Consider the following 20,152-nt stretch of genomic DNA (forward strand, 5'->3'; position numbering starts at 1 on the left):
AATAAGTATTAACTTTTGAACTTCAAAATTTATCAGTCGGTTATTTATAAACTTTTTGAATTACCGTATTCTTGATGCCTTTGGCTTCAATTTCTTTCTGCAGCTTTACGGCATCTTCCAATGTATACACTTTTCCGTAGGTGTAATAGAACACTCCGTTTTCTTTATTCCTTTCGGCATTTTTATAGGCCAGCAGGATAGGGGAATTGCCGTTCAGTTTTTCGCCCGCATGCAATTCTATGGTATAGTATCCGGTGCTCAGCTTCTGATTTGGCATAAACCCTACTGCAAATGCATTCCTGAAGCCTGCATCTTTCGCAGTTTTTAGGTTAATGTCTCTTACGGAAGCCATATTGGTTACTCCATAATAGTATTTGTATTGTCCGTTCTCTTTGATCTGAAGGATATAGTTCAGTCCTTTCAGCGCAGGGTCTCCGTCATTGAACTTCATCGGGGAGCTCATCAGTAAGATCCTGAAATCATTTTTCAAAGGCAGTTCTGTAGGTTTTTCCGGCTCAGGTTTTTTTATAGCTATCGATCCGCCGGACTTCCGGTCTACCGCTTTTTTATAACTGATAATCGCATCGTAGATACTGGATGCGATTTCTTCCTGTCCTTTATCCGAAGCCAGGTAATGGCTTTCTTCAGGGTGGTTGATGAATCCTGTTTCAATAAGTACGGAAGGCATGGCATTCATCCTCAGTACGTGTAAGTTTTTCTGGAATACTCCCCTTGAGAATCTTTTGTCTTTATTGACAAAATTGTTTTCCACAAATCCTCCAAGCAGTAAACTGGATTCAAGGTATTTGCTTTGTTGCAGTTTCAATGCAATCAGCGATTCCGGTGAACTGGGGTCGTAGGATCCGAATGTCTGTTTATCCTTTTCATCCAGATAGATCACGTCGTTCTCTCTTTTTGCCACTTCAAGGTTGGTGTCGTTCTGGTCCGGTCCCTGTACATAGGTTTCCGTTCCGTAAGGTCCGGATCTTCCGGAAGCATTACAATGGACAGATACAAATAGGTCTGCTTTGCTCCGGTTGGCCAGATTGGTCCTGTCGGATAAAGATGGGTACTCATCAATTTTCCGGGTATAGATTACTTTAAAATCCTTGTTCTTTTCAAGCATATTTCCCAGCTTGAGGACGATGGCAAGGGTAATGTCTTTTTCAGCTACCCGTCCTATATCATTATAGGATCTGTTCGCTCCGTGATCACTTCCTCCATGCCCTGCGTCAAGAACAATAGTGAATTTTTTTTGTGAAAAAATAAAGTTGCTGAGGAGTATGAAGAGAAATGATAAAATTATTTTAAAATTTTGTTTGTACATCTTACAGTTTTAAAAATTATAGTAATTTTGGGCCTAAAATATAAAGAATACAATTGGCCAAAACCGTTTTCAAAAATATACTACAAATTTTAATTATCCTAATTTTTAACAATTTTTTAGCACAGGAAAACCCCGGAAAATTGTCTGAAAATGCGGCTAATGATACCATTCCGAAGAGAGATACGATCGCTGTGAAAAAGGAGGCTCTGGAAGACGTGCTCAGGACCAAGGCAGACGACCAGCGAAGAGATGTTCCCAAAAAAATGACTTTCCTGAACAAGAATGCACAGGTAAAATATCAGGACATGCAGATTGATGCGGATTACATCTCCATTGATGATAATAAAAACCTTATTTATGCCCGTGGGAAACAGGATTCCCTGGGTAAGATTATCGAGCCTGTAATTACAACCCAGGCAGGTAAAAAATACGAAACCGACCAGTTCAGCTACAATACCAAAACCAGGCAGGCTATTGCTTATAATGCCAGAACGGAGGAAAGCCAGGGTGTGATTATAGCGAATAAAACGAAAAAGTACAATGACTCTGTCTTTGCCATGCGCCATGCATTGTACACTACGGACGAATATTTCCTGAAGAAAAAAGATACCGCTGCAGATTACCACCTGCTGGCATCCAACATCAAGCTTGTAAAGACCAAGCAAAAATCACAGATCATCACCGGTCCCATACAGATGTATATAGAGCAGGTACCTACGCCGCTCATCATGCCTTTTGCAATTCTTCCGTTTTCAGATAAAAGGTCTGCCGGAATCCTCATTCCGAGTTTCGGAGAGCGGCAGGACGTAGGATTCTTCCTGAACGGACTGGGATATTACCAGCCCATCGGTGAGCATTTTGATCTCAAGGTGCTTGCGGACATTTATACAAAAGGGAGCTGGAACCTGAGACCTGAAATGAATTATGTAAAGAAATACAGGTATTCAGGAAATTTTGCTGCAGATATCGGAACTACAGTGCGTGGAATTAAAGGACTGGATAATTACAGCAAAAGCAGCACCTACAGGATTGCCTGGAGGCATACCCAGGATACCAAAGCCAATCCGTTTCTTACCTTTTCCGCATCGGTGGATATCGTGAGCAATAAGTTTTACAACAATACCGTCAATAACAATTACATATTCAACCAGAATGTCCTGAACACCCAGCAGAACTCTACGGTAACGGTTACAAAAAGATTTCTTACACTTCCTATAACAATAACGGGGACGGCTTCGTACTCACAGAACTTCGCAACGGGTAATTCAGATCTCCGCCTTCCGCAGATGAATGTGGCCATCAACCAGTTTTACCTTTTTAAATCAAAGACGGGAGTAAGAAGAGGACTTATTGAAAACATTACCGTGAATACGGGATTCAACCTAACGAATTATGTGCAGACCAATGAAGGGGAACTCTTTACTCAGGCGATGTGGGACAAACTCCAGACCGGTATTAAAAATAATATAGCGTTAGGAACCAATACCAGCTTTGCTAAATATTTTACATTCAGTCTCGCAGCCAATATCGATAATGCCTTAACCACAAAGACCACAAGGAAATACTATGATCCCTTAAAGAACATCACTGTTAATGAAGTGGAAAAAGGAATTTCCGGGTATTCTACATTCTCTACCACGGCCAGTGTGCAGACCACATTATACGGGATGCTTAAGTTTAAAAAAGGGTCTGCCATTGAAGCGATCAGGCATATGATGACGCCGAGCATCGGATTTACCTATTCACCGGATTTCGGAGGGTCTAATTTCGGGTATTACAGGAATTATTATGATGCCAACGGAGCATTGACACCCTATTCTATTTTTGACGGAGGTATTGTAGGAAGCCCTACCAGCGGAATGGTGGGAGCTTTAGGATTCAATATCGGAAACAATATTGAAATGAAGGTAAGGTCTAAAAAGGATTCTACCGGCATCAAGAAGATGAAGCTTTTTGAATCCCTAAACCTTTCCGGGAACTATAACTTTGCTGCAAAGACGCATCCGTGGTCTGTGCTTACCGTAAACGGGCAGTCTTCCTTTTTCAATAATAAACTGAGTGTAAACACCTCATTATCCATAGACCCGTACCGCATTATCTATATCCCTGGCCAGGAGGCCGGGATCAGGACTGAAAATTTCGGACACTTCAGTATCCAGGGATTCAATGTTCAGATGTCTTATCCTTTAAGCAACGAAATCTTCGGAGAGAAGACAGATTATTCCAAAAAATATAAGACCAAAGGTGAGATCCGGAACGAAAACTACTATTTTGATGATGATAACTATGCGCACTTTGAACAGGCATGGACGTTGAACATCAATGCGAATTATGCATTCACCAGAACGCTTGCTTCCCGTACGCCTAATAGGATCGCATCGGTGGGACTGGACGGAAGTATCAAGCTTACGCCGTACTGGAATATCAACGGCAGTACCCATTATGATATGATTACCCAGCAGCTTGCGTATACAAGGATCGGTTTTGCCAGGGACCAGCGAAGTTTCACGATCAATTTCAACTGGGTTCCTTTCGGACAGTACAAAGTATATGATTTTTTCATCGGGATCAAAGCCAACATCCTGAGCGATGCACTGAAGTACAAAGACAGAAGCTTTACCCAGCCGAATGCTCCTTTCTAATTGGATTGATATTTGTAAATATAAATTTTATATTTGCACCCAAAATAAACTCTAATGAAACAAGTAATCAATACAGTGAATGCGCCTGCAGCTATCGGGCCTTATTCCCAAGCTAATATGGCTAACGGTGTTTTGTATATTTCAGGGCAGATCCCTGTAGACCCGGCTACAGGTAAACTGGTGGAAGGAATTGAAAAAGAAACGCATCAGGTTATGAAAAACCTGGAGGCCATTCTTACAGAAGCCGGAATGACTTTTAAAAATGTGGTAAAAGCTACTATTTTCCTTAAAAGCATGGATGATTTCGCTGTAATGAATGATATTTATGCTTCTTACCTTGATGCAGACAGCTATCCCGCAAGAGAAACAGTACAGGTTTCATGCCTTCCTAAAAATGTGGATATTGAAATCTCTATGATTGCCCATCAGGATTAATTCATGAGCTTTATAAGAAATACATTTGCGATTCTGGTAGGCCTTGGCATAGCAGCGCTTACCATTACCCTTGGAATAAGGGTGTTTCCGCAATGGGTTACTTTTGATGCATTTGCTCCCTTTGAACACTGGCAGCATTTTCTTGAAAGCATGCAGGGCGAAGACGCATTTTTCGGCTTCCTGCTGTTTATTTCAGGTTTGGGTACTACCATCGGAGGTGTGGCAACAGCCATCATCGTCAAATATGCGAAGGTTGCCTATGCTATTCTTATCGGTTTCATCATGCTGTTCATCGCTATGCTGGATGTTATTGTTTTTCCTTATCATCCTACATTTTACAAGATTTCCATTTTTCTGACGTTTTTTCCATTTTCATGGATCGGCGGAAAAATAGTGGAAGTCATCTACGAAAAGAAAAAAAGAAGGATGCTCGCTGAAAAGATCATCAAACGACAATAAGAAAACGCTGCAATTTGCAGCGTTTTCTGGTATAAAAGTGAGTTGTTTGAATTGATGATCTTATGGCATTTTGAATCCTTTCGTATAGATCCTTCCGTATTCATCCACAAATTTTACCTGTACATTACCCTGGTACTTATCCAGTATTTTTTCCACGTCTTTCTGCGAGTTTACCGGCTTACCGTTGATTTCTACAATGATGTAATTATCTACAATCCCGATCTTCGCCATTTCACCTCCTTCCATAACGTTTTTGGCAACCACACCGCTGTTCAGTCCATAGTCTGTTTTGAAACGGTCACTAAGATTATCGAATTCAGCTCCGATCTTTTCCGTCACGCTGAGGTCCGCTTTCGTTCTGGTAGAAGTGCCGCCTTTCTGGTCTTTCAGTGTTACTGTAGTGGTGTATTCCTTACCATTTCTCAGGTAGGTGACCATTACCTTGTCCCCAGGGCGTTTGCTTCCGATGGATACTGAAAGGTCAGAGAAATCTGTGATCGGGAAACTGTCAACTTTAGTGATGATGTCTCCGGCTTTAAGACCTGCATCTTCAGCCCCGCTGTTTTCTCCGAAACCGGTTACAAACACTCCGGAACCTGCTTTAATATTGGTTTTTTTCTGCTTGTTGTAAGCCGCTACCTGCATTTCATCGGAAAGGTCTAAAGAAGTTACCCCCAGGAATCCTCTCTGTACGATACCGAATTTCTTAATGTCTTCAATAATTTTTCTGGCCAGGTTAGACGGAACGGCAAATCCGTACCCCTGATAATATCCTGTTGTAGACTGGATTGCCGAGTTGATCCCGATCAGGTCTCCGTTGGTATTCACCAATGCACCTCCTGAGTTACCCGGATTAATGGCCGCATCGGTCTGGATGAAGCTCTCAATAGGATTTGCGGCTTTGCCCTGTGAACCTAAAATTCCGATCCCTCTTCCTTTAGCAGAAATGATTCCGGCGGTAACCGTTGAATTAAGTCCGAGCGGGTTTCCTACAGCCAGTACCCATTGGCCCACTTCAATATTATCAGAATTGGCAAAGTTCAGATAAGGAAGTCCTTTTTCTTCGATTTTAAGAAGGGAAATGTCCGTATTAGGATCTGTGCCCACCAAAGTGGCGATGTATGATTTTTTATTGCTTAATACAACTTCCAGTTTGTTGGCTCCGGCTACCACGTGGTTATTGGAAATGATATATCCGTCCGGCGAGATGATCACCCCTGATCCCATTCCTGATGGCATATTGTCCGGAACCTGCTGTTGCTGTCTCTGCCTCTGCTGTCCTCTGCCTCCGAAAGGATCCCCAAAGAAAAAGTCAAACAGATCCTGTTCAGATGCCCTGCTTGTTGACCTATTCTGGTAGTTTTTGATAGTTACCACAGCCGGAACGGTTGTTTTGGCAGCCTTTACGAAGTCATCGCCTACAGCTGCCGTATTCATGCCGACAAACGAGGTATTGGCAGACTTGGTAAAATAAGACTGATCCTCCGTATTGGACTTATGATCTAAAAATTGTAATGTGCCCACCGTAGTGGCTCCTGATAAAACACCTACTACAGCAAATGGTAATAGTTTTTTTAAAGTACTCTTCATTTGTATATCTTTCTTTGTTATTTTATGATACTGATTTTTCATTTTAATCTAAAACAAATTTAATGCTAAATAAGTATGCACTTGGCATGCAATGTTTCATTTTTAACTAAAATTTAACGGGAATAGGAAAGCTTTATGCATTTTGTCATAATTTGGGAATTAGCATTAACAAATCTTAAAATATTATTAAGGACAAAATGTCATATTGCTATTGTTGGATACTGAATTCGTGTTGAAGGTTAAATCCGGAACGGAATTTTAGATGGCCCCGTTAAGTTAGGGCTTGAATTGATATTTCACGGAATGAAATTTTATGGAATAGGAGAAATTCATTAAAATGGTTATCTTTGCAAAAATTTTTTTCTCACTTAAACCGTTTATAGCATGCAACTGTATAACACCTTAAGCGCAGAAGAAAGAGCTCAGCTTATTGATGAAGCCGGTAAGGAACGCCTTACATTGTCTTTCTATGCGTATGCCAAAATTCAAGATCCCAAAAAATTTCGCGACGAATTATTTATAGCCTGGAATGCCCTTGATGCATTGGGCCGTATTTATGTTGCACACGAAGGAATCAATGCTCAGATGAGTGTTCCTGCAGATCAGTTTGAAGCATTTCGCAATACACTGGAAGCATATGATTTCATGAAAGGCATCCGCCTGAATGTTGCGGTAGAACAGGATAACCATTCTTTCCTGAAGCTCACCATAAAAGTAAGAAATAAGATTGTTGCCGACGGGCTGAATGACGAAACCTTTGATGTGACAAACAAGGGAGTCCATCTAAAGGCTAAGGAGTTTAATGAACTGCTGGAAGATCCCAACACCATTGTTGTGGATTTCAGAAACCATTATGAAAGCGAAGTAGGACACTTTGAAGGCGCCATCACACCTGATGTGGAAAATTTCCGGGAAAGCCTGCCGATCATCAACGACCAGTTACAGGATTTCAAAGAAGATAAGAACCTGCTCATGTACTGTACCGGCGGAATCCGTTGTGAAAAAGCGAGTGCCTATTTTAAACATCAGGGTTTTAAAAATGTGTACCAGCTGGAAGGGGGTATCATTGAATACACACGCCAGATTAAAGAAGAAGGTATCCCGAGCAAATTCATCGGTAAGAATTTTGTATTTGATCATCGCCTGGGAGAGCGTATTACGGATGATATCATTGCCCAGTGCCACCAATGTGGTAAACCATGTGACAATCATACGAACTGTGCGAATGACGCCTGCCATTTATTATTCATCCAGTGTGATGAGTGTAAGGCGGCCATGGAAAACTGCTGTTCCACAGAATGCCTGGAAACGATTCACCTGCCATGGGAGCAACAGGTTGCTTTAAGAAAAGGACTTCAGGTAGGCAATAAAGTTTTCAGGAAAGGAAAATCGGAAGCGCTCAAATTCAAACATTCCGGAGAGCGTTCAACACAGACCCTGGCTAAAGCAGCAAAAGCTGAAACGAAAGACATCCGTCAGAAAATTAAGGTTAAAAAGACATTGATCGGAAAAGCCGAACATTATTATTCAAAGTCAAAAATTGCCCAGTTTTTAATTGAAAACGACGGACTGTCAGTAGGAGACAAGATCTTGATTTCAGGACCTACAACGGGCGACCAGGAAGTAAGCGTTACTCAGATTTTTGTAAATGGAAATTTCAGCGATACCGCGGTAGCGGGTGATCAGATCACTTTTGAACTTCCGTTCAGAGTTCGTTTATCGGATAAATTATACAAGATCCTGAACACTTAAAATGCAGAATTGTGATGCTTAAAGCAGAACTCAGGAAAAAATATATGCAGAAAAGACAAGCCTTATCAATTGATGAGGCTTTCCTGTTATCTGAAGCTGTCTTCATGAATTTTACAGCTTATTTCAATCCCCTTCCCGGGCAGTCGGTACATATTTTTATTCCGATCAGAAAGTTCAGGGAAATAGATACCCAACCGTTTATTGATTATTGCCTAAGCAGGGGCATCCGTGTTTTTGTTCCTAAGGTGGACGGCACCAGGATGATCTCCGTAGAAATAACAGAGGAAACTGTTTTTGCAGTTAATCATTGGGGGATTTCTGAACCGGTTTCTGATCAGGATGCCGGATTTTCTCATTTTGACTATATTATTACCCCGCTGTTGTACGCGGATAATAAGGGGAATAGGGTAGGATATGGAAAAGGCTTTTATGATAGCCTGTTCAGCAGCCTTTCCGGGGAATCCAAAAAAATCGGGATCAATTACTTTAATCCCGATGAGCTGATAGAAGATGTCTGGGAATATGATATTCCTCTGGATTATTTGGTAACGCCTACGGAAGTGCTGTCCTTTTTAAGCGGTGGTGAATAGAAATTCAGGAAGTAAAATTTAAATTCCTTCTTAAACTGGATCGGCTTGGAAACCAGAATATACTGGGCATTCTTTTCAAAGTTTCCCAAAGACCTGTTTTTATCATCAAAGTATTCCACATTGAAACGGGCAAAATCCAGCGTATCCTCCTTGTAATAATCTTTATACACTTCCAGGTTGATCACCTTTGCTGTTTTTACCTTCATGCTGTCCAACTCGCGGAAAAGCCTGTTGAAAGTAAGGCTGTCCGGTTTATGGAAATAACTTTGCATCTGGGAATAGATGACACTGTCGATTTCAGTCTTCCTGTTTCCGGATAGGTACAACGTGGAAAGATCCAGCAGTTCCTGTACCTTTTGTCTGGTAATGAAATTGATGGCCTGAGCGCTGTCCATCTGTACTGCCGGATAGCTGGCTTTATTGTTGCTGTTTCGCAGCTTATCAAGGTCGCTCACCTCTGTTGTTTTCTTGTTACAGGCAATCAGGGAGCAGACTAATATTGCAAAAAGTAAAAAGTTATTGTTTATTTTCATTTGTACTTGCAATTTTAAATTTGATGGATACTATTTTTCCTTTGTCTTTTTTCATCTCGATCACACTCAAATTCTTCAGCGAGGTGGTTGGAGTGGTGACCAGGGTAATGTATTTCTGTTTGTCGAGGGTTTCGATACCGTAGGTTGCATTGTCGTATACCTGGTAAATGATGGCATGGTCGCTGATGAGGTTCTCCAGCTGTTTCCGTTTCTGTTTCAGGAGTTCAGGGTTTCCGTTGGCATCCTTTACAGAGAAGTAATTAACGGCCATTTTATAGTCATCAGGCTTCAGCTCGATCATTTCCTTATCAGGGGCGGTCTCCAGATTCCTGTTGACATCTAGAGTCTCGTAGAAAGGAGCACTGATTTGCATTTTAAGGATTTTGTCCTTTGTAGAATACTCAAAACATTCTCCGGGCTTGATCTTATACAGCATGGGCGATTCGTTTTCTTTGATGACCTTAATTTCAAGTGTATTGATCACATTGACACCCCTGTCCGCATCGGTAAAGCAGAATGTGTAATTTTTAGAAAAAAGTTCATCTTTGAAACCTAATACTCCTGAAATCGTAACTAAAACAGCTGTTACCATAATCCATGCATTCTTTCTGAAGAAATTCTTCTCTTGAGAAACAACCGTTGGTGAAGAAGAAGAGGTAATTGTTGCTTTACTGTTAAGTGTTTGATTTTCAGAACTACTTTTTTGTAAATCGGGATTTTCGGGTTGTTTCCGGACTGCTTTTTCAGCATTATGATCTTCTTTTTGAAGTTCCGGACTTGAATATGTGAAATTTTCCAATTCCTGTATTTCCTCCTCGTTGATTTCCTCATCCTGCTGTAGCAGCTCACCGGCAAAAAGATGTTGTTTTTTAAACTCGTACCAGGAGTCATAACCCGCATAAATACTCAATAAATTAAGCATGTCTATCCTGGGCAGCTTTGTTACAGGTGAGTTTTTGAAATAGGTGTAAAAAGACTTCTCGCTGATGTTCCCTTTGGCTTTTTTGCGCAAGTCTTCCTGAAAATATATGATATCAATCCCTTTCCACTTTGAAATATCATCATGAGAAGGGGTGTATTCTTTCAGATATTGAGCCTGAACCTCTTTTTTCAGCTGCTCAAAATGTAGTAGGTCTAAATCAGTCAATCCGTTAAATATAATTAATTTATTGATTATCAGTAGTATTAATTTGTAAAACTGTTTTACAAAGGTATTACAATTATTTTTCCTAAACAAGTTTGATAACTGCTCTACCTTTGTCTTGTTCAAATAACCGAACAGAGAAAAAGTTTTTAAAAACAATATTAACAAAATTAAATTTAATTTATTATGAAAAAGTCATTATTCGTAGCTGCTATCGCTGCAATCTCTTTAGTTGCTTGTAAAAAAACTGAATCTACTGAAACTGGAAACACTGCTGATTCTGCTGCTGTAGCTACTGCTGATTCTGCTGCTGTTGTAGCTGATTCTGCTGCTACTGTTGTTGATTCTGCTGCTTCTGCTACTGTAGACGCTACTAAAGATGCTGCTTCTGCTACTACTGCTGCTGGTGCTGACGCTGCTAAAGATGCTGCTAAGAACGCTGGTGAAGCTGCTAAAGGAGCTGCTGATGCTGCTAAAGATGCTGCAAAAGACGCTAAAAATGCTGTAGACGCTGCTAAAAAATAATTAGTACCATACTAATAATAAGAACCGCTTCACCCTGTGAAGCGGTTTTTTTATGTTCATTACTTATCAATTAATTTTTCATGCTAGCATATGAGTTCAGAATATTCCTTGGATCACTGTTTACTGATGATGCTTTTACTGATTGTATGATATTTAAAGACACATAATTTGAATCAGATCAATATTATACCATTATCCTGTTTTATACTGGAATTAATATATTCACCTGTCAACCAATGTATATCTATTTCTAAGGCTGTTGCTTCTTTTGCCTTAAGGCTTCATAGCAGGTAATGGCAACAGCATTGCTGAGGTTCAGTGAATCAATACTTCCGGCCATCGGGATCAGTGTATTCTGTCCTTTCCCGATCCAGAAATCGCTTAAACCAGAATGTTCGGTGCCAAAAAGAACGGCGGATTTCTGGGTGAAATTCCTGGTATAAATATCTTCTGCTGTTTCATCCATCAGGGTAGTATATAGATTGAAGCCATTGTCCTGCAAAAATTCCAGAACTTCAGCATTTCCGGCCTGGAATACCTGCATGCCGAACAGGCAGCCGACACTGGAACGGATGACATTGGGGTTGTAAAAATCCGTTTTTCCATCGGTCACGATCAATGCATCAATGCCGAATGCTTCACAGCTTCTCAGGATCGCGCCCAGATTGCCGGGTTTTTCAATACCTTCAACAACAATCACGGTAGATTGTGTGCCGGGTATAAATGAAGACAGCGGAAGTTCTTTAGTTTTGTAAACGCCGATAATTCCTTCTGAAGTTCCCCGGTAAGCAATTTTCTCATAGACTTTATCACTTACATAATGGATTTTCCCGTTTTGAGGAATATTCCCTTTGAAAATCGATTCACAGATGAAAAATTCTGCAGGTTCATAAGCGTATCGTATAGCACGATCATTTTCCTGCTGGCCTTCCACAGTAAAAAGCCCTGATTTTTTGCGGAACCGGTTGTCGGTAAGCAGACGGGATATATTTTTTATCTTATCGTTTTGTAAACTTTCTATGAGCATGCTGCAAAATTATGGAAAATATGTGATTAGGACAGTTCCGTTTTAATGAAAAGGTTTTTGACTGTAATTTGAAATGTAGTCTTGCCTCTCTGTTTTCTGTAGATGATAAGTGCGATAATCAATAAGACAGACAAAGCTTTAAACACGTTTCCGTACAAATTCCCTGAAACATTTTCTGCGACATTAAAAATCTCCCAGTATACATTCATAAAGAAATGAAGAAAAATAGCTGTCCATAAATTAAAATCGGTCTCAATGTAAACCCATGAAAATAGTGCTGATCCTAAAAATGTAATGAGAAATATCTCAATAAGTTCGGTAGTATCATGGACCTGGGCAAACAGCAGATTTAGGATAAGGATATACTGTAAAGGAGAACATCTCTTAAACTATATTTGAAATCTACCTAGACTTCTTTTTTAGGTTTTAAAAGAATCAGGCTGCCTATAAAAAGGCTAATACAACTTGCAATCCAAAGGTAGTACCCGATTCCGTAGCTGGTTATAGGATATCGATAACCGGCTTCATCAATCGTGATTTCACCTACGGATAAGTAGCAGAACGTAAGTACGACTGCAATAAGACTTAACACTGCTGATATTTTAGCCAGCCTAAAAAGCAGAAAGAAAGCCGAAATAAAAAAAATAGGATTGGCAAACCATGCAATTCCTCCACGCTCTGGTTCTGCCCAGCCAAGAAGAAGGCATGTCAATCCCCCTATTTCGTTATTACCTGAATACACTGCCGTGAAAGGAAGTGAGGCCATGAATAATACAAGGCTTATTAAGATGATGATGACTTGCTTTTTCATAGTTTTATTATTCTATTAAATTACTGTTATCAATAAGGCTTTGCGGTAATTCCTTTTTATTTTTAATACCCAGTGATTTCAGCTTCTGGGTCTGAATCACCAGATTATCATTTCCTGTGGAAAGCTGTTTGTAGGCATCATTGTAAAAGTTCTTGGCAAGATCAAGGTTCTTGCCTACTTTTTCAAGGTTCTCAATAAACCCGACAAATTTGTCGTACAGCTTGGCGCCTCTTTCAGCGATCTCCATCGAGTTCCTGTTCTGGTATTCACGCTTCCAGAGGTCGGCTATCAGTTTCAGGGAAGTGATCAGGTTGCTTGGGTTAAGCAGCAGGATCCTTCTGTCATAAGCATAATTCCAAAGGTTCTGGTCTGCCTGCATTGCAGCAATGTAAGCCGGTTCACTTGGGATGAACATCATCACGAAATCAAGTGATTTTCCATAATCATCATAGGCTTTCTGGCTCAGCTGCTGAATATGGTTCTTAATGGATGACAAGTGCTGGTTCAGCTTGATGATGTATATATCGTGATCCGTTTCATCCACAAGTTCAGTAAATGCTGTAAGGGAGACTTTGGAATCTATAATGACGTTTCTTTCATCCGGGTATTTTACCACGGCATCCGGCCTCATTTTTTTACCGGAAAATTCTGAGAAGAGTGCTTTATTGTCCTCATCCCGGAGCTCATGCTCAAGGAAGTATTCCTGTCCTTTCGTTAAGCCGGATTTTTCAAGGATGCTCTCCAGGATCATCTCGCCCCAATTCCCCTGGGTTTTGCTTTCTCCCTTAAGCGCACGGGTCAGTTTTTTAGCGTCTTCCGAGATCTGCTGGTTCAGTTCTGCCAGCTCCTTTACCTTTTCCGCCAATGAAAACCGTTCCTTGTTTTCTTTCTCATATGCTTCGTTCACGCGGTTCTTAAGGTCATTGATCTTTTCCTGAAAAGGCTCAAGGATGGTTTTCAGGTTATTCTGGTTGAGAAGTGTGAATTTTTCAGTCTTCTCCTCCAGGATTTTACTCGCCAGGTTTTCAAACTGGAGCTTGGCTTCTTCCTGGATTTTCATGATTTCTTTTTTCTGGCTTTCCAGGGACTGTTGCAGGCTTTCATTGATGGCCGAAAGCTCAGAATTTTTAGCATAGATATTCTGCTTTTCAGTCAGTAAACTTTCAATCTGGGAAGCCTGTTTCAGGCCTGCCTGCTTCTGCTCCTGAAACTGGGTATTCAACGAGGCATACTCGGCGGAAATTTTGGCCAGTTCGTTTTTCAGGTCACTCATTAAATCAGACTGCTGCTGAATCAGTTCTTTTTCCGTGTTGGCATTCTGAACCAGTTCCTGTATTTTCTGCTGGGAATTTTCCAGGTCAGAATGGCTTTTAATGTGTAAACTATTCAGCTCATCATACGAACTTCGTGAAACCATAGACGATTTCAGGGCAAAGTAGGCAATGATTACGCCGATTATTACTCCGGCTATACATCCGATAATCAAATAGGTCATCTCCATAGCCCAAAATTACAAAAAGAATCATTGATTCGTTTTACGGGAAACCGTAATTTTTACCTGATCAGCAAACTTGTAGCGAGGTAATGATCTCGGTAATGAATTTAAAACTGATGAACAGGTTTACAGGGAAATGGATGCCGGTTTCCCGGCCGTTTCACTAAACATTATTTGCGTGATTAATTAAATTTTCGTTATTTCATTAGATCAAAATATAAATAAAATTCAATGAAATTCTTAACCATTACTGCTATTATTTTTTCGGCACTGCTGTCCGCGCAGGATTTTGCCAATTATGCAAAATACGAAAAACAAAACCAGGAGATCATAGCCAAAAAGCTAACGCCTAATTCTGTCCTGATGGGGGATTCCATTACGGAAGGATGGTTCTCAACTGATCCGGATTTCTTTAAAAAGAATAATTTCGTAGGAAGAGGAATCAGCGGACAGGTAACCTCTCAGATGCTTTTAAGGTTCAGAGAGGATGTGATTCAGTTAAAACCTAAGCGTGTCATTATTCTTGCCGGAACCAATGATATTGCAGAAAATCAGGGGCCGATTTCTTTAGACAAGGTTTTCGGAAATATAGTTTCTATGGCGGAACTGGCAAAAGCCAATCAGATCAAGGTTGTTCTCTGTTCTGTGCTTCCGGCTTACAACTTCGGCTGGAGAAAAGACATGCATCCGGCAGAGAAGGTGATCGCCCTGAACAAAATAATCAAAAACTATGCGGAGAAGAACCATATTCCTTATGTGGATTACCATTCCCAAATGAAAGATTCAAGAAACGGACTGGATCAAATTTACACGGAAGATGAAATTCACCCTACTGCAAAAGGATACGAAAAGATGGAAGCCATACTGATGCAAAAATTAAGTAAAATCTGAATCAGGACTGGGAACGTCATACAATAGATTTATAAAAAAAGTGAGCTATAGGGCTCACTTTAATATTATTATCTGTTTCAGGATCCCGGGACGGGAACCGGTTCTGCCGGGTTACAAAATCCCGTATTCAGCAAGCATTCTCCTCCGATACAGCTGTAATTAGTCATAGAAGATGTTCCGTCCGGGCACATGATCAGAGCTTCGCCGTGGCCGCGGCATTCCATGTCTGAATAACATTCCAATGCAGGGTAGAGGTCTCCACCACCTCCGGAGATTTCTTTCAATGATTGCCTTGAAAGTTTGGTCAAGTTAGTTTTTTTCATAAAATACTGTATATTGGTTATTATCGGTTCATACAGACATTCTTACCATAAGCAATGCTGACGAATTACAGCTAATTTACGAAAAAAGGCTCTGCATTACATCACTTTTATAGAAGTATGAATTAATTTGAATTTATTCTTTAATTCTCAGGAATTCTTTCGCGAGTTCAATCATTTTAGGATCACCGGTATATTTTCCGTGTTCATCAGACAGCTTTACCGTTGGGATCCATTCCTGGTTCGGAGCCTGAACGCCGATCAGTTTCATAACGATGTTCATAGGTTTTAAACCCACGTCATTCGTCAGGTTGGTTCCTATTCCGAAGGAAATCCCGATTTTCCCTCTGCAGTAATTTGTAATTTCCTCTACCTTTTCAAGGTTCAGGGCATCAGAGAAAATAATGTATTTAAATAAAGGATTAATTCCATGCTTCTGGTAATGGGCGATGGTTTTATCGGCAAACTCCAGAGGATCCCCGCTGTCATGGCGTACTCCGTCGAATAGCTTGGCAAATTTTTTATCAAACTGCTGGAAGAAAACATCTGTGGTGTAGGTATCCGAAAGTGCTACTCCGAGATCTCCTCGGTATACATCCACCCAATGTTCCAGGGCCAGATCGTTAGCTGTTTTGAAACCATATTCGGCCGCATGGAACATGAACCATTCATGGGCATGGGTACCGATAGGTTTGACCCCATATTTCATGGCGAAATGTACGTTGGAACTTCCGATGAACGTAGACTCCTTTTTCTGCGTTAAAGCTTCCATCACAAGGTTCTGCACTTTGTAGGAATGCCTCCTTCGGGTGCCGAATTCTGCAAAAGTCACTCCCAGTCTCGCCAGGGAATCGGCTTTCTCAATCGTTCTGTTCATCACCACCTCATTGGAATCCCTTTCCATATGGTTCATTTCATAATGCAGTTCGCTGATAAGTGCCAGCAAAGGTACTTCCCAGAGGATAGTCCTGTACCAGAGTCCTTCCACAATCACAGAAAGTTCGCTTCCTTCCTGGTGGATTTTGACCTCAGAAGGATCATAGTGATACCCTTCAAGGAAATCCAGGTACGGAAGATCAATATAAGGACAGGTCCTTGCCATATATTTCTTTTCTTCTTTCGTAAGTTTAAGTTCAGCCATCTTATTTACGGCCTCTCTTAAAGCATGATCAAAGCCTTCCGGGAACTGGTGTTTGCCACGGTTGATAAACTCGTATTTTACTATGGAGCCGGGAAATAATTTTACCACGGCATTCTGCATGGTGATTTTATAGAAATCATTATCCAGGATAGAATTCAATCGTACGTCATTCATTATTGTGTAATTTATACGCAAATATAGGTATTAAAAATAAAACCACCTTAAATGTAAGGTGATTTTTTTAATTTTTTGCTGATGTAAGGATGATTATTTACCAAGATAAGAGTTGTACATCCAAACTTCTTTTTCCTGTTCTGTGATATAGTCGCTCATCTGGGAATTGGTTCCTTCATCACCTGCTTTTTCTGTGATATCCAGCAGTTCTCTTTGCAGGTCGATAACTACCTTAAATGAATTCAGAATGTTCTGCACGCTTACGGTAGCATCGCTTACGTCCGTGCTTTCTTTGATGGTAGATACCTTCAGGTAATCAGAATAATTGTGAGCAGGAGTAGCACCCAGGGTCAGGATCCTTTCTGCTATTTCATCGATTTTAAGGACCAGGCTGTTGTATAATTCTTCAAATTTAGGATGAAGAGTAAAGAATTGATCCCCTTTAATGTTCCAGTGTGAACCTCTGGTATTCTGATAAAATACGGAATAGTTAGCCAGAAGTGTATTTAGTTTTTCTGCGATTTGCTTACAGTCGGTTTCATTTAATCCGATAATGCTTGCGTTTTTCATAGGATGTTATATTTAGCAGTTTATTATGATGTACAAATTTAACAAACAGATTTCAATACCTGTGATAAAAGTAATTGATGATGCTTATCTTTGAGATTTTAATATTCATTCAAAAAATGTTCCTATCCTTCCCAAAAGGTGCAAAAAGTTTTCTGATTTCTTTTGTGGTATGTGCTGCCATATGCATGGGCTATTATTTAAATACGCTGACAAAAACAGACGGTCATTATATTTATCTGATTGACGATGCCTATATCCATCTGGCTATAGCTAAAAATTTTGCCTTCCATAAAGTTTGGGGGATTACGAGGTATGCATTTTCGTCCACATCGTCTTCACCGATGTTTACTTATCTGATCAGCCGGTTCATCTCTGCATTGGGTAATAATGATCAGATTCCCCTGTATTTTAATGCAGTCTGCTTTGCAGGAGTCATCTTTTTCTTAAATTCATGGTTTACCAGGTTTTTTAGTCAGGTGAAGACTGTCGTTATCGTAACGCTCTTCACTGTTCTCTTTGCCGTCCTGCATCTGCAGGTAATGTCTGGGATGGAACATATATTCCATGTATTATTACTGATCATTAATATTTTCTGTTTCTGCAATCCGCATCATAATCCCTACAGGACTTTGGGATTTTACGGAAGCCTGATGCTGATGGGGGTAGTAAGGTTTGAAAGCATGTTTTACTTTGCTATTCTCAGTTTTCTTTTTGCATTGTCAGGGAAATGGAAGCAGTCTGTAGCGGTGATTATGGCTGGCTTTATTCCTGTTCTTATTTTTTGTGTGTGGAATTATCGTCAGGACGGACACTTTTTCCCCAATTCAATACTGGTCAAAGGAACCAAGCTGAGTTTTGACTCCGGGCTTTTTGTACAGCTTAAAACAATGCTGGTGGATAACTTCCTCTGCAACATTAGTTTCTATAAGACAGGATTTCTTCCCATTATATTGGTTATTGTAATCATTATAAAGGATATGAGAAACAAAAAAATGAAAGAAATCCTTTCCGGACGTTTCCTTCTTATTGCCCTTTCTCTGCTAATGATCTGTCACACCCTTTTTGCAGACCTGAAAGGGGTATTCCGTTATGAAGCCTACCTGCTGGTTGGTTTCTCCATGCTGCTGATTCCTGAGCTCAAAGGATTTTTCAGGGATTTCAGAAATCAAAAACTTATAGCATTATTGGTGTTGGGTAATGTAGTGTTGCTGGTATACAAAACAGGATATGCCCATCTGATGCTGATTAATGGCGGCAAAAATATTTATGAACAGCAGGTACAGTCTGCCAGATTTCTGCATACCTATTATAATACTTCTAAAATCATTGCCAATGATATCGGTGCCATTTCTTATTATACCGATATCCATCTCCTGGACATTGCGGGGCTCGGTTCAAAAGAAACAATTCCTTTTAATGAAAACAAAAGGCAGTTTGATGAAACGTTTAAGAACTTCCTGATCCGGTATGGTTATGATAACCATTATGATCTGGCTATTGTATATGATGAATGGCTTCAGGGCCATATTCCCGAAAACTGGAAAAAAGCAGCGGTCATAAAGATCAGCCATAAAATAACCGCGGCAAGAGCTGAGGTTTCGGTCTACAGCATAGATCCGCATCGGTTTTCTCTTCTGCAGGAGCGCATCAGGCAGTTTCCATGGAATAAAAATGTACAGGTACTTCTTATGGATGAGAACGTTAGGAAGATTAAATAATTTTTAATTATTAAAGTAAATTTATACATAACTGCTTGTAGGTTAAAAAATTATTCATATTTTTGCACCCTAAAATAAAAAGCAATTAAATGCCTACTATTCAACAATTAGTAAGAAAAGGAAGAGCCACGCTTGCCAAGAAGAGCAAATCGGCTGCCCTTGATTCTTGTCCACAAAGACGTGGTGTATGTACGAGAGTATATACTACTACACCGAAGAAACCTAACTCTGCACTAAGAAAAGTTGCAAGGGTAAGACTTTCTAACGGTAAAGAAGTTAACGCCTACATCCCGGGCGAAGGACATAATCTTCAGGAGCACTCGATAGTATTGGTAAGAGGCGGAAGGGTGAAAGACCTACCGGGAGTACGTTACCACATCGTAAGAGGTGCATTAGACACTGCAGGTGTAAATGGAAGAACACAGAGAAGATCTAAGTACGGAGCTAAGAGACCTAAACCAGGTCAGGCACCAGCTGCACCAGCTAAAGGAAAGAAAAAATAATCATTAAATAAGGTACAGAAACAATGAGAAAGACAAAAGCGAAAAAAAGACCGTTGTTACCAGATCCTCAGTTTAATGATCAATTGGTGACTAGATTCGTAAACAACTTGATGCTTGACGGTAAGAAGTCAATCGCATTCAAAATATTCTATGATGCATTAGAAATCGTAGAAAACAAAAAAGGGGAGAACGAAAAGACTGCCCTTGAAATCTGGAAAGATGCCCTTACCAATGTAATGCCTCACGTAGAAGTGCGTTCAAGAAGAGTAGGAGGAGCTAACTTCCAGATTCCAATGCCAATCAGAGCTGACAGAAAAATTTCTATGGCAATGAAATGGTTAATCAAGTATGCAAGAGCAAGAAATGATAAATCTATGGCACTTAAGCTTTCTGCTGAAATCTTAGCTGCTTCAAGAGAAGAAGGTGCTGCTTACAAAAAGAAATCCGATACTCACAAAATGGCGGAAGCAAACAAAGCTTTCTCACACTTCAAATTCTAATCTGA

General features: G+C 40.3%; 20 protein-coding genes and 1 pseudogene. 10 read left to right on the top strand and 11 right to left on the bottom strand.

Annotated features, from left to right (window positions below; all coding sequences use genetic code 11):
* Positions 1-40 precede the first annotated feature (40 nt).
* Positions 41-1,327, bottom strand: coding sequence for an N-acetylmuramoyl-L-alanine amidase family protein (locus tag QE404_RS18260; RefSeq protein ID WP_307452962.1), 1,287 nt, complete (start codon positions 1,325-1,327; stop codon positions 41-43).
* A gap of 53 nt (positions 1,328-1,380) precedes the next feature.
* Here QE404_RS18260 and QE404_RS18265 point away from each other — a divergent pair, with 53 nt between their 5' ends.
* From QE404_RS18265 to QE404_RS18275, 3 genes are read left to right on the top strand one after another with little or no spacing between them, the layout of a single operon-like run.
* The gene (locus QE404_RS18265) at positions 1,381-3,969 is read left to right on the top strand and encodes a putative LPS assembly protein LptD (protein ID WP_307452964.1); all 2,589 of its coding nucleotides are present in this window, start codon (positions 1,381-1,383) and stop codon (positions 3,967-3,969) included.
* 54 nt (positions 3,970-4,023) lie between these two features.
* Positions 4,024-4,404 carry a RidA family protein gene (locus tag QE404_RS18270; RefSeq protein WP_307452966.1) on the top strand — a complete coding sequence of 127 codons (381 nt, stop codon included), beginning with the start codon at positions 4,024-4,026 and terminating at the stop codon, positions 4,402-4,404.
* Positions 4,405-4,407: 3 nt separating this feature from the next.
* Positions 4,408-4,863 (top strand): hypothetical protein, encoded by a 456-nt coding sequence (locus QE404_RS18275; RefSeq protein WP_100076461.1) that lies wholly within the window; start codon positions 4,408-4,410, stop codon positions 4,861-4,863.
* Positions 4,864-4,923: 60 nt separating this feature from the next.
* Here QE404_RS18275 and QE404_RS18280 read toward each other — a convergent pair whose 3' ends face one another.
* Positions 4,924-6,453, bottom strand: a complete 1,530-nt coding sequence (locus QE404_RS18280) for a trypsin-like peptidase domain-containing protein (RefSeq protein ID WP_307452970.1) — start codon at positions 6,451-6,453, stop codon at positions 4,924-4,926.
* A gap of 384 nt (positions 6,454-6,837) precedes the next feature.
* Between QE404_RS18280 and trhO the strand changes: the two genes are divergently transcribed.
* Both trhO and QE404_RS18290 read left to right on the top strand, forming a co-directional pair.
* The gene (trhO, locus tag QE404_RS18285; RefSeq protein ID WP_307452972.1) at positions 6,838-8,205 is read left to right on the top strand and encodes an oxygen-dependent tRNA uridine(34) hydroxylase TrhO; all 1,368 of its coding nucleotides are present in this window, start codon (positions 6,838-6,840) and stop codon (positions 8,203-8,205) included.
* Positions 8,206-8,219: 14 nt separating this feature from the next.
* A complete protein-coding gene (locus QE404_RS18290) occupies positions 8,220-8,795 on the top strand; it encodes a 5-formyltetrahydrofolate cyclo-ligase (protein ID WP_307452973.1) in 576 nt (191 codons plus the stop codon).
* Here the strand turns inward: QE404_RS18290 and QE404_RS18295 are convergent.
* Both QE404_RS18295 and QE404_RS18300 read right to left on the bottom strand, forming a co-directional pair.
* Entirely contained in the window at positions 8,744-9,328 is a 585-nt protein-coding gene (locus tag QE404_RS18295) for a hypothetical protein (protein ID WP_307452976.1), read from the bottom strand. The two genes, QE404_RS18290 and QE404_RS18295, sit on opposite strands and share 52 nt — an antisense overlap.
* Positions 9,312-10,475: a hypothetical protein gene (locus QE404_RS18300; RefSeq protein WP_307452978.1), complete on the bottom strand. Its 1,164-nt coding sequence runs from the start codon at positions 10,473-10,475 to the stop codon at positions 9,312-9,314. The genes QE404_RS18295 and QE404_RS18300 overlap by 17 nt, the downstream gene beginning before the upstream one ends.
* Positions 10,476-10,658: 183 nt before the next feature.
* Here QE404_RS18300 and QE404_RS18305 point away from each other — a divergent pair, with 183 nt between their 5' ends.
* On the top strand, positions 10,659-10,997 hold the full coding sequence (locus QE404_RS18305; RefSeq protein WP_294209696.1) for a hypothetical protein: 339 nt from the start codon (positions 10,659-10,661) through the stop codon (positions 10,995-10,997).
* Positions 10,998-11,247: 250 nt separating this feature from the next.
* Here the strand turns inward: QE404_RS18305 and QE404_RS18310 are convergent, their stop codons facing one another.
* The 4 genes and pseudogenes from QE404_RS18310 to rmuC all read right to left on the bottom strand — a co-directional run bounded on the left by QE404_RS18310 (position 11,248) and on the right by rmuC (position 14,336).
* Positions 11,248-12,024: a TrmH family RNA methyltransferase gene (locus tag QE404_RS18310; RefSeq protein ID WP_307452980.1), complete on the bottom strand. Its 777-nt coding sequence runs from the start codon at positions 12,022-12,024 to the stop codon at positions 11,248-11,250.
* A 26-nt stretch (positions 12,025-12,050) separates the two neighbouring features.
* Positions 12,051-12,389 (bottom strand): annotated as a pseudogene (locus tag QE404_RS19355) (CPBP family glutamic-type intramembrane protease); the annotation flags it as partial.
* A 41-nt stretch (positions 12,390-12,430) separates the two neighbouring features.
* A complete protein-coding gene (locus tag QE404_RS18315) occupies positions 12,431-12,835 on the bottom strand; it encodes a hypothetical protein (protein ID WP_307452982.1) in 405 nt (134 codons plus the stop codon).
* Positions 12,836-12,842: 7 nt separating this feature from the next.
* A complete protein-coding gene (gene rmuC / locus QE404_RS18320) occupies positions 12,843-14,336 on the bottom strand; it encodes a DNA recombination protein RmuC (RefSeq protein ID WP_307452984.1) in 1,494 nt (497 codons plus the stop codon).
* 225 nt (positions 14,337-14,561) lie between these two features.
* On the opposite strand from rmuC, the gene QE404_RS18325 reads away from it, so the two are divergent.
* Positions 14,562-15,221 (top strand): GDSL-type esterase/lipase family protein, encoded by a 660-nt coding sequence (locus QE404_RS18325; protein WP_307452986.1) that lies wholly within the window; start codon positions 14,562-14,564, stop codon positions 15,219-15,221.
* A 77-nt stretch (positions 15,222-15,298) separates the two neighbouring features.
* Here QE404_RS18325 and QE404_RS18330 read toward each other — a convergent pair whose 3' ends face one another.
* The 3 genes from QE404_RS18330 to QE404_RS18340 form a co-directional block, all read right to left on the bottom strand.
* A complete protein-coding gene (locus QE404_RS18330) occupies positions 15,299-15,544 on the bottom strand; it encodes a hypothetical protein (RefSeq protein ID WP_307452988.1) in 246 nt (81 codons plus the stop codon).
* A gap of 133 nt (positions 15,545-15,677) precedes the next feature.
* Positions 15,678-16,856 carry a nicotinate phosphoribosyltransferase gene (gene pncB / locus QE404_RS18335; protein WP_307452989.1) on the bottom strand — a complete coding sequence of 393 codons (1,179 nt, stop codon included), beginning with the start codon at positions 16,854-16,856 and terminating at the stop codon, positions 15,678-15,680.
* Between the two features lie 93 nt (positions 16,857-16,949).
* Positions 16,950-17,426, bottom strand: a complete 477-nt coding sequence (locus QE404_RS18340; RefSeq protein WP_307452991.1) for a Dps family protein — start codon at positions 17,424-17,426, stop codon at positions 16,950-16,952.
* Positions 17,427-17,542: 116 nt separating this feature from the next.
* Between QE404_RS18340 and QE404_RS18345 the strand changes: the two genes are divergently transcribed.
* From QE404_RS18345 to rpsG, 3 genes are all read left to right on the top strand, one after another.
* Entirely contained in the window at positions 17,543-19,144 is a 1,602-nt protein-coding gene (locus QE404_RS18345) for a hypothetical protein (protein ID WP_307452994.1), read from the top strand.
* An 89-nt stretch (positions 19,145-19,233) separates the two neighbouring features.
* Positions 19,234-19,647, top strand: coding sequence for a 30S ribosomal protein S12 (gene rpsL / locus QE404_RS18350; protein ID WP_027381287.1), 414 nt, complete (start codon positions 19,234-19,236; stop codon positions 19,645-19,647).
* Between the two features lie 23 nt (positions 19,648-19,670).
* The gene (gene rpsG / locus QE404_RS18355) at positions 19,671-20,147 is read left to right on the top strand and encodes a 30S ribosomal protein S7 (protein WP_307452996.1); all 477 of its coding nucleotides are present in this window, start codon (positions 19,671-19,673) and stop codon (positions 20,145-20,147) included.
* Positions 20,148-20,152 lie beyond the last annotated feature (5 nt).

Origin of the sequence: Chryseobacterium camelliae, from assembly GCF_030818575.1 — a bacterium.
Lineage (GTDB): Bacteria > Bacteroidota > Bacteroidia > Flavobacteriales > Weeksellaceae > Chryseobacterium > Chryseobacterium camelliae_A.